Origin of the sequence: Streptomyces sp. NPDC093598, from assembly GCF_044764825.1 — a bacterium.
Classification (GTDB): Bacteria; Actinomycetota; Actinomycetes; order Streptomycetales; family Streptomycetaceae; genus Streptomyces.
Genome location: NZ_JBIWIV010000004.1, coordinates 276,960 through 291,454, shown reverse-complemented (window position 1 = coordinate 291,454; position 14,495 = coordinate 276,960). Strand labels below are relative to the sequence as shown.

Here is a 14,495-nt window from a genome sequence, read left to right as displayed (position 1 = left end):
GGCAACGCCGATGCGATCGGTTCGCATACGGATACTCGCGGGGCTGCTGGTCCTGGCCGCCGCGGGCGTGGGCGCCTGGCAGTTCCTGCCGTCGAAGGGCGACGGGAAGACCATCACGGTCGGCACGACGGACGGCGTCACCTCGCTCGACCCCGCCGGCGCCTACGACGCGGGCTCCTGGGCGCTGTTCAGCAACGTCTTCCAGTCGCTGCTGACCTTCGCGCCGGGCGGCACCGCCCCCGTGCCGGACGCGGCGAAGAGCTGCGCGTTCGTGCGCGGTGACCTGACCACGTACCGCTGCGAGCTGCGCGACGGCCTCACCTTCCCGAGCGGCCGCACCATGAACGCCGAGGACGTGAAGTACTCGTTCGACCGGATCCTGAGGATCAAGGCCCCGGTCGGCCCGGCGTCCCTGCTCGGCACGCTCGGTTCCGTGGACGCCGACGGGATGACCGTCACCTTCCACCTGACCTCGCCGGACGCGACGTTCCCCTTCAAGGTGGCCACCGGCGCCGGCTCGATCGTCGACCACACCGCGTACCCGGCCGGCAAGCTGCGCACCGGAGACGGCGTCGACGGCACGGGCCCGTACACCCTCACCTCGTACACCAAGGACCACGACGCGGTCCTCGCGCCCAACCAGCACTACCGGGGCGCCGTCAGCGGCGGCGCCGGCCGGCCCGTCGAACTGCGCTACTACGCCACCCCCGAAGCCCTGGACACCGCCTGGAAGGACCGGCAGGTCGAGGTCGCGACCGATCAGCTGCCGCCCGGCGTCCTCGCCGGCCTCAACCCGAGCGACCCCACCCAGCGCGTCTACGAGGCGGACGGCTCCGAGACCCGGAACCTGTACTTCGACACCCGCGCGGGCAAGCCGCTGCACGACCCGAAGATCCGGCAGGCCATCGCCTGGCTGATCGACCGCGAGAAGCTGGCCGCCACGGTCTACGACGGCACCGTCGACCCGCTGTACTCCCTCATCCCGGCGGGCCTCACCGGGCACACCGCCTCGTTCTTCGACGACTACCCGAAGCCGGACCCGAAGAAGGCCCGGCACCTGCTCACCCAGGCCGGCGTGAGCCTGCCGGTGCACTTCACCTACGGCTACGCCAAGGGCCGCGGCGCCGGTGAGCAGGAGGCGGCCGAGATCAAGAAGGAACTGGAGGCGACCGGCCTGTTCCAGGTCACCCTGAAGGGCTACGAGTGGACGGCCTTCCAGAAGCAGTGGGCGACCGGCAAGCTCGACGCGTACGCCGTCGGCTGGGTCGCCGACTTCCCCGACCCGGACACCTTCGGCGCCGCCCTCGTCGGCACCGGCAGCGCCATGAACACCGGCTACAGCAGCAAGACCGTCGACCGGCTCATCAAGGACAGCCGGCGCTACGCCGAGCGGACCGACGCCGACCAGGACTTCCGCTCGGTGCAGCAGACCGTCGCGCAGGACGTGCCGGTGCTGCCGCTGTGGCAGGCGAAGGAGTACGTCGTCACCACCGAGGACGTCGGCGGCGGCCAGTACCTGTCGGACGGCACGGGCGTGTTCCGCCTGTGGAGCCTCACCACCCTCTGACGGAGCCTCACCACCCTCTGACGGCCCGCCGCGGGGTGCCCCTCAGGGGCCGGTACGCCGCCGGGCCGCCGGATCCGGGATGGCGTTGGTCATCCCCGGCAGGAAGTCCGTGAACAGCTCGTGCACCTCGCGCACGAGCGGTCGCAGCACCCGGAAGCGGGCCAGGGCCACGCCCCGCGCGGTGAGCCGGGCACCGCGCTCGGCGAGCCGGTAGCTGCGCTCGCGGCCCTCGGTCCGGTCGAAGATCCAGTACAGGCAGAGCCCCATCTGGGACAGCCACATCAACTCGGGCAGGATGTCCCGCAGTTCGTCGGGCACCTTGGTCTTCGTCGCCCCGGCCAGCACGTCCCGGTGGACGCTGATGGCCTCCTCGCGCGCGTGCTCCGATTCGGGGGAGAAGGGGCTGAGCGGGCTGTCCGGGTCGGCTGCGTTCTTGAAGAACTGCACCGCGAACTCGTGGTAGGGCGCGGCGATGTCCAGCCAGGCCCGCAGCACCCCCGCCAGACGGGTCTCCAGGTCGGTCTCCCGGTCCAGGATCTCCCGTACCGCCACTTGGTGTTCGGCGGCGATCCGGTCGTAGAAGCCCTGGATCAGGTGCTCCTTGCCCGCGAAGTAGTAGTACGCGTTGCCGACGGAGACCCCGGCCTCCTTGGCGATGGCCCGCATCGTCGTCTTGTCGTAGCCGTTCTCCTGGAACAGCCGCATGGCCGTCTCCAGGATCAGGGCGCGGGTCTGCTCGGACTTGGTGGGGGTGGCGCCGTCGTCGGGGCCGTCGTTCTTCGCGGGCACGGGAAGAGAGCCTAACGTCAGCAGCGGTACGGTCACCGAGGGGCGCAGGTGCCGTCGGCGCAGCCCGGCGCGGTGTAGCTCCAGCCGCTGTCCGGGTCGTACGACCACCCGTCCGCCCTCCGGTACACCCGGCCGCCCCACTGCGTCCCGCCGCGCTGCCTCCGGTGCCACTGCGACCCGCGCCACTTGGCGGCGGCGAGCACCGCGCCCTTGGCCAACCGGGCGCCGGACGGGGTGCTCAGCCGGTGGGCGAGCGGCCGGTGCTCGCGCAGCGCCCACAGGGTGACCACCCAGGCGGCGGGACCCTGGTAGACCTGCCCGGCGTCACCGACGACGGTGATCTCGTCGAGGGTGGCGCCGTGGTCGAGCCCGGGAAAGCGCCGCCGGGCCTCCTCGGAGGCGGCCGGGACCAGCTCCAGCGGCACCAGCCGGGGCTGCCGCAGGAGCCAGTCGCGCAGGAACGCGCACAGGGAGCACTCGGCGTCGTACAGGACGGTGAGCCGGCGGACCGGTGCGGTGGCCTTCATGAACCTCTCCGCTCAGGCCTGGGCCTGCGGGGCGACCCAGCCCTGCGGCGGCACCGGCGGAACCTGCTCCCGCTCCATGGCGCCCCGGCGCCGGATCCGGTTGAGCACGTAGACGTTGCCCAGGTGCATCACGCCGAGCACGAGCAGCACCACGCCGAGCTTGGTCGACAGGGCCTCGAAGATGCCGCGGGCGTCGGTGATGGTTCCGTCGTCGCTCAGGTACAGCGCGACGAACCCGAGGTTGACGAGGTAGAAGCCGACCACCAGGAGGTGGTTGACGGCGTCGGCGAGATTCTCGTTGCCGTGCAGCACATCGGCGAGGAAGACCCTCCCGTTCCGGCTGAGCGTGCGGGCCACCCAGACGGTCAGGCCGATGCTGACCAGCAGGTAGATGACGTAGGCGATGACCGTGCGGTCCATAGCCCCACCCTTCTTGAACGCGTTCAAAACGCTGTCGGGGATGACTGTAGACCTACTTTTGAACATGTTCAACACAAGGGTCGGCGCTCCTGGTCTGCGCGTCGGCCTTGATCGCAGACCGGCAGGTGTCCCACGCGACGTCGGGATGCCGGGCGACCGGGGACGCGGTGGTCTCGTGGTGTCGCAACGCACCTCCGAGTGCCGGGCCGCCGGGCCGCGTTCACCGGTCAGCGGCCAGCACTGCCGCGAGGCCTTCTTGCAGATCTTTGACGAAATACCCGGGAACCTCGAGCGACGGGAAATGTCCCCCGCTTTCGGGCGACCTCCACCGGACGATCTGCCGGTACCGCTCCTGTGCCCAGGGGCGCGGACACTTCTCGACGTCGCGGGGATACATGGTGATCGCTGACGGGACATCGACCCGGAGTTCGGGGTCCAGCGAGTTGTGGCTCTCGTAGTAGATGCGGGCCGCCGATGCGCCGGTCCGCGTCAGCCAATACAGGGTGACGTCGTCGAGAACGCGGTCTCTGGAAATCTTCTCGAACGGGCTGTCCTCGGTGTCTGACCACTCGGCGAACTTGTCCAGAATCCAGGCGAGAAGCCCGACCGGTGAGTCGACGAGCGAGTAGCCGATGGTCTGCGGTCGGGTCGCCTGCTGCTTCGCGTACGCCGCGCGGTGGCGCCAGAAATGGCGCGTTTCCTCGGTCCACCTGCGCTCGACCGCCGTCAGCCCGTCCGTTGTCAACCCGGGCGGCCCCTCCGCGAACGTCGTGTGGATGCCGAGAACGTGCGCGGGGAACCTGCCGCCGAGAACGGTGGTGATATTGCCTCCCCAGTCGCCGCCGTGGGCTACGAACGTGCTGTAGCCGAGCCTTCCCATCAGTTCCACCCATGCGGCCGCGATCTTTTCGGTTCCCCACCCGGTGGTGGCCGGCTTGTCGCTGTAACCGAAGCCTGGTAGCGACGGGACCACGACGTGGAACGCCGGCGCCTCCGCATCGTTCGGATCCGCCAGCTCGTCCACTACATCGATGAACTCGGCGATGCTGCCTGGCCAGCCGTGCGTCACTATCAGAGGAGTGGCATCTGCGCGCGCGGACCGGCGGTGCAGGAAGTGGATTCCCAGACCGTCAATGGTCGTGCGGAACTGGCCCACACGGTTGAGGCGCTCTTCGAACGACCGCCAGTTGTACCCGGTGCGCCAGTAGTTCACGACATCGACGAGGTCGGCGAGAGGAACGCCCTGTTCCCATCGGCGAGGGCCGGGCGCGGCGGGATGGACCGTCTCAGCCTCCGGTAGTCGCGCCGCGGCTAGTCGCGCGCGCAGGTCGTCGAGGTCGGCGTCGGTCGCGTGGGCTTCAAATGCTTGCACGTCGCTGGCGGGACGGGGCATGAGACCTCCTGGCCATCGTGGAACTCTGCGAACCGGCTAAGGCGGTTCTAGCAGCTCTCCGAGCCGCGCTGCAACCTGCCAAGGTGGTTCCATGCGTGCTGAGTTCCCCGACTTCCGCCTCGGCAACGTGCGGGAAGACTGGCCTTGTGCGCATCACCTACCTGCCAAGCCGCCTTCTTCGACACCAGCCAAAGCCGCACCCGCAAATGGTGTGACATGACCGACCCGCTGGGAAGCGCCTACGAGAACCACCGTCCGCGGACGCATGAGTGTGGTCAGGGCGCGGGCGTGGGGAGCATCCGGTGACGGGGTTACGAGGAGGTGGCCTCCGATGATCTCGACGCGGTAGACCGGATGGCGCTCCATGATCCGTCGGCGACGGTCGTCAGGGTGACCGGCTCTTCGTCGTGGAAGGGCTGCTCGACGGAAGCTGCGGACATCAGGCGCCTCCTGGGGGCTGGTGTCGAGAGCATCTTCGTAGGTCGGAGGGTGCCCGGGCGTCCTTCGCGGCCGCGTTCACCCGAAGGCGTGGCATATGCCGGAGGGCCCCGTTTCCAGCGGAAACAGGGCCCTCGAGCTCAAGCGGTCGAGCTCAGTAGCGGCGCGTGATCAGCGCACGCTTGACCTCCGCGATCGCCTTCGTGACCTCGATGCCGCGCGGGCAGGCGTCCGTGCAGTTGAAGGTCGTGCGGCAGCGCCACACGCCGTCGCGGTCGTTGAGGATCTCCAGGCGCTGTTCGCCGGCCTCGTCACGCGAGTCGAAGATGAAGCGGTGCGCGTTGACGATGGCGGCCGGGCCGAAGTACTGGCCGTCGTTCCAGAAGACCGGGCACGACGTGGTGCAGGCCGCGCAGAGGATGCACTTCGTCGTGTCGTCGAAGCGCTCGCGGTCCTCGGCCGTCTGGAGACGCTCACGCGTCGGCTCGTTCGTGTCCTTCGTGATGAGGAAGGGCATGACGTCGCGGTACGCCTGGAAGAACGGCTCCATGTCGACCACGAGGTCCTTCAGGACCGTGAGGCCCTTGATGGCCTCGACCGTGATCGGCTTCTCGGGGTTGATGTCCTTGATCAGCGTCTTGCAGGCCAGGCGGTTCTTGCCGTTGATCCGCATGGCGTCCGAGCCGCAGATGCCGTGCGCGCAGGAACGGCGGAACGTCAGCGTGCCGTCCAGGTCCCACTTGATCTTGTGGAGGGCGTCGAGGACACGCTCCTTGGGGTCGATCTCCACCTGGAAGTCTTCCCACACCGCCTCCGCCGCGACCTCCGGGTTGAAGCGGCGGATGCGGAAGGTGACCGTGATGTAGGGGGAGTCGGCGAAACCGGGCTCGGGCTTGCCGGCCGCGTCTTCCTTGTCCAGAACGGGGGTAGCCATCAGTACTTACGCTCCATCGGCTGGTAGCGGGTCTGGACGACCGGCTTGTAGTCGAGACGGACGGTTTCGGAGCCGTCGGCGCCGACCTCGCGGTACGCCATGGTGTGGCGCATGAAGTTGACGTCGTCGCGGTTCGGGTAGTCCTCGCGGTAGTGACCGCCGCGGGACTCCTTGCGGGCGAGCGCGGAGACGGCCATGACCTCGGCGAGGTCGAGCAGGTTGCCCAGCTCGATGGCCTCCAGCAGGTCCGTGTTGAACCGCTTGCCCTTGTCCTGGATCGCCACGTTCCGGTAGCGCTCGCGCAGCTCCGCGATCTTCTCGACCGCCGTCTTGATCGTCTGCTCGGTGCGGAACACCATGACGTTGGCGTCCATGGTCTCCTGCAGCTCGCGCCGCAGCTCCGACACCCGCTCGGTGCCGGTGGAGTCGCGCAGCCGCTCCACCTGGGAGATCACGAGCTCCGCCGGGTTCTCCGGCAGCTCGACGAACTCCGCCTTCTGCGCGTACTCCGCGGCGGCGATGCCCGCGCGCTTGCCGAAGACGTTGATGTCCAGCAGCGAGTTGGTGCCGAGGCGGTTGGCTCCGTGCACGGACACGCAGGCGACCTCGCCGGCCGCGTACAGGCCCGGGACGACGGTGGTGTTGTCCGCCAGGACCTCACCCTCGACGTTGGTCGGGATGCCGCCCATCGCGTAGTGCGCGGTGGGCTGGATCGGGATCGGGTCCGTGTAGGGCTCGATGCCGAGGTAGGTGCGCGCGAACTCCGTGATGTCCGGGAGCTTCGCGTCCAGCTGCTCCGGCGGGAGGTGCGTGAGGTCGAGGTAGACATGGTCGCCCTCGGGACCGCAGCCGCGGCCCTCACGGATCTCCGTGTAGATGGAGCGGGACACGACGTCACGGGACGCCAGGTCCTTCATGACCGGCGCGTACTTCTCCATGAAGCGCTCGCCGTCCTTGTTGCGGAGGATGCCGCCCTCACCGCGGGCGCCCTCCGTCAGCAGGATGCCCATGCGCCAGATGCCGGTCGGGTGGAACTGGAAGAACTCCATGTCCTCCAGCGGCAGACCGCGGCGGTAGACCGCCGCCTGGCCGTCACCCGTCAGCGTGTGCGCGTTCGACGTCACCTTGAAGAACTTGCCGCAACCGCCGGACGCGTAGACCACGGACTTCGCCTGGAAGACGTGGATCTCACCGGTCGCCAGCTCGTACGCCACGACACCGGCCGACTTCTTGACGCCGTCGACCTCGGTGATCAGCTGGTCCAGGACGTAGAACTCGTTGTAGAACTCCACGCCCTCCTTGACGCAGTTCTGGTACAGCGTCTGGAGGATCATGTGGCCGGTGCGGTCGGCCGCGTAGCAGGAGCGGCGGACCGGGGCCTCGCCGTGGTTGCGGCTGTGACCGCCGAAACGGCGCTGGTCGATGGTGCCGTTCGGGGTCCGGTTGAACGGCAGGCCCATCTTCTCCAGGTCGAGGACGGAGTCGATGGCCTCCTTCGCCAGGATCTCGGCGGCGTCCTGGTCGACCAGGTAGTCACCGCCCTTGACCGTGTCGAAGGTGTGCCACTCCCAGTTGTCCTCCTCCACGTTGGCCAGCGCGGCGGCCATGCCGCCCTGCGCGGCGCCCGTGTGGGAGCGGGTGGGGTAGAGCTTGGTCAGCACGGCGGTGCGGCTGCGCTTCGTGGACTCGATGGCCGCGCGCATGCCCGCGCCACCGGCGCCGACGATGACGGTGTCGTACTTGTGGATCTTCATGATTCTCGCAGCCCCGTGCCTAGCGGATGTTCGGGTCGAAGGTGAAGATCACCAGCGTGCCCAGCAGGATGGTGAACACCGTGGCGGTGTAGAGCAGGCCCTTGAGCCACAGCCGGGTGTTCGCGCGCTCCGCGTAGTCGTTGATGACCGTGCGCAGGCCGTTGGCGCCGTGCAGCATGGCGAGCCACAGCATCAGCAGGTCCCAGACCTGCCAGAACGGGGACGCCCAGCGGCCCGCCACGAAGGCGAAGCCGATCTTGGAGACGCCGCCGTCCAGCACGAGCTGGATCAGCAGGTGGCCGAGGACCAGCACGACCAGCACCACGCCCGACAGGCGCATGAAAAGCCAGGCCGCCAGCTCGAAGTTGCCCCGGGTGCTCTTCGGGGACTTGCGGGTGCGCTGGCGCGGGGCCTCGATGAAGGGCGCCGGGTTGTCGACGGTGTAGACGGCGCCGCCCTCGACGGGGCCGACGCCGGCAGCGGTCTTCTCAGTCGTGGACATTGGCGTCAGCTCCCGAAGAGTTCACGAGCGGCGTGGCCGAGGACGGGGTAGATGGCCCCGAGCATCAGCACGACCCACAGGGCGACGACGGTCCAGAGCATCTGCTTCTGGTAGCGGGCGCCCTTGATCCAGAAGTCGACAGCGATGACGCGCAGACCGTTGAGCGCGTGGAAGAGGATGGCGGCGACGAGGCCGTACTCCAGCAGCGCGACGATCGGCGTCTTGTACGTGGCCACGACGGTGTCGTAGGCCTCCGGGGACACACGGACGAGGGCGGTGTCCAGCACGTGAACGAACAGGAAGAAGAAGATGAGGACGCCGGTGACTCGGTGAGCCACCCAGGACCACATTCCTTCCCGGCCGCGGTACAGCGTTCCAGCCGGCACGGAAGTTTCCTCCGGGAGCGGGGATTGGGGCCGCGCCGGCTTGGTGTGTCGGTCGGGCCCGGCCGGGTACGGTCCACCGGCCCCCAGCATCGTAGCGATGAGCTGCCGCTGGGCTGAGCGGGGGTCCCCCGGTGTGATCAAACTGGCACGCAAAGAGGTACGGGTGGGCTAGTGGGGCCAGAGATGTGGGTGGTACGTCCCGCTATGCCGGGTGCGGTGCGTTCAGTGGTTGCTCGCGCAGTTCCCCGCGCCCCTGAGGGCGTGCAGCAGACGTCCCCTCGCGAGGCGCCGGAGCTCCTCCGTCGCCACCACCCGCTCTTCTTCGGGATCGTTGGTCAATCGTGACCGGATGGCCGCGAGGAGGCGGTCCAGGGTCTCGGACGGGGACAGGCCGTCCAGGCAGATGACGAACATGTGCCCGAAGCGTGCCTCGTAGGCGGCGTGGGCCGCGCCGAGGGCGGTGTGGGCCGCGGAGTAGGCGTCCGGCGGGAGGGTGGGCAGCGGCTCGGCCGCCAGTGCTTCCGAGAGGTCGGACCAGGTCAGGTCGTAGGCCGCCTCGTCCGCGGCGGCCAGCAGGGAGTCCACGTCCGGGTAGGGGCGGTGTTCCGCGACCCGGCGGGCCCAGCGGTGGCTGCGCAGGCAGGAGAGGAGGGCCTGCTCCAGGTCCTCCTCGGAGGCTGTGTTGAAGTGCTCCACCGGTATGGCGAGCCGACCGGGGAGATCTGGGAGACGGTGCGCAGGCAGCGTGGGTCCTCGTGGGCGTCACGTGTGTCGGCAGGGCAAGGTGTGAGAGATGTGACGTCACGTTATCGAGTACGACCATGACGTGTCCGAAGGATGCCTGAATTTCACCCGGGGGAGAGAGTGTCGGCACGCGTGGTGGACGCGCGCCATGGCGCCCCGGGTTTTAGGTTGGCCGTGTGAGTCAGCACAGGCGCCGGGCTTCGGCGAAGCAGGAGAAAAAACGGCAGGTGCTGGTCGTGGCCATGGCTGTAGCCCTGGTCGTGGTCGCGGCCGGGGTGAGTCTCGGGCTCTGGGCGGCCTCGGGCGGCGACGGCGGGTCCACGGGCCAGCAGGCCGGATCCTCGCAGGGGGCCACCGCGGCCGCGCCCTCGGACAGAGCGCCGGAAGCGGGCCCGACCCCCAGCCCGACCCGCTCCTACGCCCTGTCCGAGGCGCCCCGCACCATCCCCGCCGTGCGCGACCACGAGCCGGCGCGCGGCCCGGGCTGGCGTCCCGAGAAGGACAACCGGGTGGTCGTGGCCGACCCGGCGCTGGCCGACGAGGGGCGGCTGGTCGCCGGTGAGCTGGGGATGGAGTACGCGGGCGAGAAGGGCGACAGGCGAGCCGGGGATCTGCGGCTGGCGCTGAACGCCGACAAGGGCGCGAACCCCGAGTCGTACGTGATGACCGTGCGCGACGGGCGGGTGGAGATCACCGGGCCGTCCGACGCGGGCGTCTTCTACGGCACCCGCACGCTCAAGCAGGAGACGCACGACGGCGGCACGGCGCCCGAGGGCGTGGTGAAGGACGAGCCGGCCAAGGCGCAGCGCGGGTTCATGCTGGACATCGCGCGCAAGTACTTCACGGCCGGCTGGATCGAGGACCGGATCCGGGAACTGGGCGATCTGAAGTTCAACCAGCTGGGCCTGCACTTCTCCGACGACCAGGGGTTCCGGATCGAGTCCTCCTCGCATCCCGAGATCGTGTCGCGGCAGCATCTGACCAAGGCGCAGGTGCGGAAGATCATCGACCTCGCGGAGAGCCGGCACATCACGATCGTGCCCGAGATCGACTCGCCCGGACATCTCGGCGCGGTCCTCGACGCCCACCCCGACCTGCAGTTGCGCACCGGGCAGGGGTCGGCGGTGCAGGGCGCCATCGACATCTCCAAGGCCGAGAGCGCCGACATCGTCGACGACCTGCTCGACGAGTACGCCGACCTCTTCCCCGGCGGGCCCTGGCACCTCGGCGGCGACGAGTACCAGGCGCTGACCCGGTCGAACCCGGAGGCGTCGTTCCCGCAGCTGGCCGCCGCCGCCCGGGAGAAGTACGGCTCCGGCGCGACGGTCGCCGACCTCACCACCGGCTGGCTGAACGACCGGGCCGACACCGTCCGCGCCCACCAGCGCACCCCCCGCGCGTGGAACGACGGCTTCTTCCGCGGCACCTCCGTCCAGGCCGCCAAGGACATCCAGGTCGCCTACTGGACCGGCAAGGAGATCGGTGCCCGGGCGCCCCTGGAGTACCTCCAGGCGGGCCGCAAGGTGATCAACTACAACGACGAGTTCCTGTACTACGTGCTCGGCGAGCCGCAGACCTTCGTCTATCCGACGGGGCAGCGGATCTACGAGCAGTGGACACCGCGGGTGCTGCGCGGCACCGCGGCCGTGCCGGCGCGCTACGACGGCCAGATCCTCGGCGGCTCCTTCGCGGTGTGGTGCGACCTCGCGAACTCCCAGACGCAGGAGCAGGTGGCGGCCGGGATCCGGATGCCGCTGCGGGCGACGGTCCAGAAGCTGTGGGACCCCGACAGGCCCGAGCTGTCCTGGACGGAGTTCCGGGCGCTGGCGGACAGGCTCGGCTGACCGGCACGAATTGGCCCATACGGCTGCGAACTCCCGTACGACTGTGGTGGTCTTCTGAGGCGACCTGAATCGAATATGCCGGGGGGAACCGGAACATGGGCTACTGGGGATACTTCGTCGTGGGCCGGGGGGAGCGGCCGCTGCCGGAGCTGGACGCGCTGGCGGGGGCCGGGGAAGGCCTGACGCGGCGCGCCTCGGCGCCGGGCGGCTGGCAGGTGTGGGAGTACCCGAGCAGCGACGGCGACATCGGGAACATGAACGCCCTCGCCCGGGAGACCGGGGCGCCCGCGCTGTTCGGGTACGTCATGAACAGCGAGTGCGTGGTGCTGGAGGCCGCGGCGCCCGAGAGCGGGGCGTGGACCACCTGCCTCGCGCGCTCCGCGATGGCCGGATACCTGGGGTCGGACCGGGAGGGCCTCACGCTGGAGGACTACTTCCTGGAACCCGGCGACGCCGCGGAGCGCGCTGTCCGCTGGGCCGCCGAGGCGGGGTGCGAAGTGAACGCCGACGCGCTGGTGGACGTACTCACGTCAGACCCCCAACCCCTGGCCGAAAACCTGTTGTTCCGTTTCCTCGACAGATTGGGTGTGGTGTCCCTGTGACACTGCGGGGCCGTCGCACGCAGTAAGGGGAAGTGCGGGTTCCGTGAGGGGTGAGGGCTGGCAGTGGCCTGATCGGGCCCCGGAGAAGGCCCGCGGAGGGAGGCGTGGATGAGCCTGGTGGAGTTGATCGCACAGGCCGACGAACGCGGGCTGGCCGCGAGCGGGCTGGCTTGTTTGGATCGGTGCGTGCCCCTGCTGGGCGGCGACGACGAGATCCTGCGGCCGGTGTGGGCGAGCCTCAGCGACGGTGCCGGTGCCGGTGACTGGGGCGAGCGGCTGGAGCAGGCCCGCGGCAAGCTGGACGCGGCCGGCGCCGGGGACGAGGCGGCCGTGCTCGCCCACCGGATGCTCGAGGCGGCCCCCGCCGAGCGGTCCGCCACCGGAGTCCGGGTGTGGGCCGACGCCTGCTCCGTCGCCTCCCTCCAGATCCACCGGCTCCTGGACACCGCCGAGGACGAGGCCTCGTCCGTCGACTCCCGCCGCGCGGGCCGTACGGAGGGAATGTCGCCCCTCGTCGCGGCCGAACTGCGCCGTCAGATCACCGTCCTGGAGGTCCTGGCCGGACACGGCCCGGCCGGGCTGCGCCGGGCGCTGGAGGTGTCGATCGAGGGGCGGCGGGTGCTGCGCGCGGTGGTGTCCCGCCGGAGTCGGCAACAGGGCTGAGGGACGGGTCATGTCGACGGCCCTGCCGGCCTAAACCCGCTTCCTTGAAAGAGTCCTGTGACTGTCCCTTGAGCGTGCCGGGGCGGTCCTGCGCCGCTTCGGGGAAGCCGCCGATTCCGGGTGACGAAACGCTTCGCCGCAGCGCTTTCCGGGATGTGACGACTCAAGCGGAGACCAGGCCATCGGCAGCTGCGAAGCCGCTGCGATGGGCGGCGGACACTGTGGCGACGATGCGCGAGGGAGCACGGCTGCGCCTCGACTACTCGGTGCAGAGCCTGTGGAGCATCGACCGGATGATCGAGGGGATACGGCGGGAAGGAGCGCCCGACGCAGCCGTCCAGCAGGTGCTGCGCGGCTTCGGTGCGTACGCCGGTGAGGTGATGGCGCGTCAGACCGGCGCCGAGTGGTGGGCGACCGGCGGCGACCACTGGCTCCGCACCCCCGACGGGCGCCTGTGGGACCCCATCGACGAGGCCCGCCGCTGCTACGCGGGCCACGGATCGCTGCGGCTGCTGTGCCGGGACGCGGTGAGCACCGCGCCCCGGCGATAGCTTCAGGGCGCGAGCACGCCCTCGTCCCGGTCCTCGCCCAAGGACCCCGGCGGCCCCGGGGCGGGTTCGGGTTCGGGTTCGGGTTCGGGTTCGGGTTCGTCGAGCGTGCCGGCGTTCGCGGCCAGGGTGCGGATCTCGGGCAGGTCGGCGTAGAGGTTCCGCCCGGGGCACTCCGTCGGGTAGCCGTCACGGTGCCCGGACACGCGGTGGAACGTGGCCTTCTGGCCCAGCTTGTACTTGCCGTTGTCGGCACCGGAGGTCAGCACGACCGTCCCGGTCGGGTCGATGCCGTAGAGGCCGAGCTTCCAGGCCGCGACCTTCGCCACCGACGCGCGCACCGCGGCGTTCGAGGCCGCCGTGGAGTAGTCGCCGAGTACCGAGACGCTGCTGGTGGCGGTGTTGAACCCGTAGGTGTGGGCGCCGAGGACGGGCTTGTCGACGCCGCCCGCACGGCCCTCGAAGACGGTGCCGCACTTGTCGACGAGGAAGTGGTAGCCGATGTCGTTCCAGCCGTTGCTCCTCACGTGGTAGAGGAACACACCGCGCACGATCGAGGCCGACTCGGAGCACGTGTAGTCGTTGGTGCCCGCCGTGTGGTGGACGAACATCGCCTTGGTGTCGCCGGTGTAGGTGGGCGGGTCCTTCACCAGGGACTCGTCGGCACCCCAGGCGGAGCGCGACGTCATGGCGGGACGCTCGGCCGCGAGCGGACCGGCGGCCGGCCCGGCGGCGTCCGGCTCCACGACCGCGCCGTGCACGGCGTCCGACTCGGCCTCGGGGTCGATCAGTTCGACGCGCAGACCCGCCGGCAGGCGCGAGCCCGAGACGCGCACCTGGACGCCGTCCGAAGGCCCGGTCCACAACGGCTGGGTGCTGCCGCGCACCGCTGCCCGGTCGCGGTCGAGGCCGGCCTCGGGCGTACGGACGTCGGTCTCCAGGGGCCGCCACGCGCTCCAGACGCCGCTCCCCCGCGAGCGCGTGCGCACGTGGGCCGTGCCCTCCAGGGCCGCGTCCGGGTCGTCCCAGGTGAGACCGAGCAGGCTGAACGGCTCGGTGGTGCGCGGGGCGAGGGACCGTTCATGGGGGTCGCCGTCCGGCACCCGGACGGTGTGCACCCCGTCCGAGGAGGAGGCCCGGGCGGGCTGGTCGAGGCCGAGGGCGCCGAGGGCCAGGGCGGTGGCGACGGCGGTGCGCAGGAGGCGGGGTGTCATACGGCGCTCGCCTTTCGTGGGCGGTTGCATCGCGAGCAGAGCTCCCCGGCACGTCACTTGGCCGAAACCTCCGCGGGGCCCGGCTCCCGAGGACGGCGGTCCGGGTTGACCCGAACGGTCGTGGGACCCCGGCGTCCGACGCGCTGTGACACTTCCGCGCGGACCGGCGC

16 protein-coding genes and 1 pseudogene are annotated in these 14,495 nt (G+C 70.1%); 6 read left to right on the top strand and 11 right to left on the bottom strand.

Translation table 11 applies throughout. The annotated features are described in order from the left end of the window. Window positions 1–10: 10 nt before the first annotated feature. A complete protein-coding gene (locus ACIRDU_RS16575) occupies window positions 11–1,567 on the top strand; it encodes an ABC transporter substrate-binding protein (RefSeq protein WP_403579693.1) in 1,557 nt (518 codons plus the stop codon). A gap of 42 nt (window positions 1,568–1,609) precedes the next feature. Here ACIRDU_RS16575 and ACIRDU_RS16570 read toward each other — a convergent pair whose 3' ends face one another. The 4 genes from ACIRDU_RS16570 to ACIRDU_RS16555 all read right to left on the bottom strand — a co-directional run bounded on the left by ACIRDU_RS16570 (window position 1,610) and on the right by ACIRDU_RS16555 (window position 4,696). Next, window positions 1,610–2,356 carry a TetR/AcrR family transcriptional regulator gene (locus tag ACIRDU_RS16570; protein WP_403579690.1) on the bottom strand — a complete coding sequence of 249 codons (747 nt, stop codon included), beginning with the start codon at window positions 2,354–2,356 and terminating at the stop codon, window positions 1,610–1,612. Window positions 2,357–2,388: 32 nt separating this feature from the next. Next, window positions 2,389–2,883, bottom strand: a complete 495-nt coding sequence (locus ACIRDU_RS16565; protein WP_403579688.1) for a thiol-disulfide oxidoreductase DCC family protein — start codon at window positions 2,881–2,883, stop codon at window positions 2,389–2,391. 12 nt (window positions 2,884–2,895) lie between these two features. Beyond that, entirely contained in the window at window positions 2,896–3,303 is a 408-nt protein-coding gene (locus ACIRDU_RS16560; protein ID WP_403579685.1) for a hypothetical protein, read from the bottom strand. A 220-nt stretch (window positions 3,304–3,523) separates the two neighbouring features. Then, the gene (locus ACIRDU_RS16555; RefSeq protein WP_403579682.1) at window positions 3,524–4,696 is read right to left on the bottom strand and encodes an epoxide hydrolase family protein; all 1,173 of its coding nucleotides are present in this window, start codon (window positions 4,694–4,696) and stop codon (window positions 3,524–3,526) included. A gap of 123 nt (window positions 4,697–4,819) precedes the next feature. Here ACIRDU_RS16555 and ACIRDU_RS16550 point away from each other — a divergent pair. Beyond that, window positions 4,820–5,002 (top strand): annotated as a pseudogene (locus ACIRDU_RS16550) (CGNR zinc finger domain-containing protein); the annotation flags it as partial. A 5-nt stretch (window positions 5,003–5,007) separates the two neighbouring features. Here the strand turns inward: ACIRDU_RS16550 and ACIRDU_RS16545 are convergent. From ACIRDU_RS16545 to ACIRDU_RS16520, 6 genes are all read right to left on the bottom strand, one after another. Beyond that, complete coding sequence (locus ACIRDU_RS16545) at window positions 5,008–5,136, bottom strand: hypothetical protein (RefSeq protein WP_403579679.1); 129 nt, start codon at window positions 5,134–5,136, stop codon at window positions 5,008–5,010. Between the two features lie 152 nt (window positions 5,137–5,288). Beyond that, window positions 5,289–6,068, bottom strand: coding sequence for a succinate dehydrogenase iron-sulfur subunit (locus tag ACIRDU_RS16540; protein WP_390987927.1), 780 nt, complete (start codon window positions 6,066–6,068; stop codon window positions 5,289–5,291). After that, window positions 6,068–7,822 (bottom strand): succinate dehydrogenase flavoprotein subunit, encoded by a 1,755-nt coding sequence (gene sdhA, locus ACIRDU_RS16535; RefSeq protein ID WP_403579676.1) that lies wholly within the window; start codon window positions 7,820–7,822, stop codon window positions 6,068–6,070. The genes ACIRDU_RS16540 and sdhA overlap by 1 nt, the downstream gene beginning before the upstream one ends. 19 nt (window positions 7,823–7,841) lie before the next feature. After that, on the bottom strand, window positions 7,842–8,324 hold the full coding sequence (locus ACIRDU_RS16530; protein ID WP_381103003.1) for a succinate dehydrogenase hydrophobic membrane anchor subunit: 483 nt from the start codon (window positions 8,322–8,324) through the stop codon (window positions 7,842–7,844). A 5-nt stretch (window positions 8,325–8,329) separates the two neighbouring features. Then, on the bottom strand, window positions 8,330–8,710 hold the full coding sequence (gene sdhC / locus ACIRDU_RS16525; protein ID WP_031107855.1) for a succinate dehydrogenase, cytochrome b556 subunit: 381 nt from the start codon (window positions 8,708–8,710) through the stop codon (window positions 8,330–8,332). A gap of 222 nt (window positions 8,711–8,932) precedes the next feature. Further along, window positions 8,933–9,406, bottom strand: coding sequence for a 2-oxo-4-hydroxy-4-carboxy-5-ureidoimidazoline decarboxylase (locus ACIRDU_RS16520; protein ID WP_403579673.1), 474 nt, complete (start codon window positions 9,404–9,406; stop codon window positions 8,933–8,935). Between the two features lie 290 nt (window positions 9,407–9,696). Between ACIRDU_RS16520 and ACIRDU_RS16515 the strand changes: the two genes are divergently transcribed. From ACIRDU_RS16515 to ACIRDU_RS16500, 4 genes are all read left to right on the top strand, one after another. After that, entirely contained in the window at window positions 9,697–11,298 is a 1,602-nt protein-coding gene (locus ACIRDU_RS16515; RefSeq protein ID WP_403580623.1) for a glycoside hydrolase family 20 protein, read from the top strand. Between the two features lie 95 nt (window positions 11,299–11,393). Further along, window positions 11,394–11,900 carry a hypothetical protein gene (locus tag ACIRDU_RS16510; RefSeq protein ID WP_403579670.1) on the top strand — a complete coding sequence of 169 codons (507 nt, stop codon included), beginning with the start codon at window positions 11,394–11,396 and terminating at the stop codon, window positions 11,898–11,900. A gap of 108 nt (window positions 11,901–12,008) precedes the next feature. Then, on the top strand, window positions 12,009–12,563 hold the full coding sequence (locus ACIRDU_RS16505; protein WP_403579668.1) for a hypothetical protein: 555 nt from the start codon (window positions 12,009–12,011) through the stop codon (window positions 12,561–12,563). Between the two features lie 155 nt (window positions 12,564–12,718). Beyond that, window positions 12,719–13,114 (top strand): hypothetical protein, encoded by a 396-nt coding sequence (locus tag ACIRDU_RS16500; RefSeq protein ID WP_403579665.1) that lies wholly within the window; start codon window positions 12,719–12,721, stop codon window positions 13,112–13,114. 2 nt (window positions 13,115–13,116) lie between these two features. Here ACIRDU_RS16500 and ACIRDU_RS16495 read toward each other — a convergent pair whose 3' ends face one another. Next, window positions 13,117–14,325, bottom strand: a complete 1,209-nt coding sequence (locus tag ACIRDU_RS16495) for an N-acetylmuramoyl-L-alanine amidase (RefSeq protein ID WP_403579662.1) — start codon at window positions 14,323–14,325, stop codon at window positions 13,117–13,119. Between the last annotated feature and the right edge of the window lie 170 nt (window positions 14,326–14,495).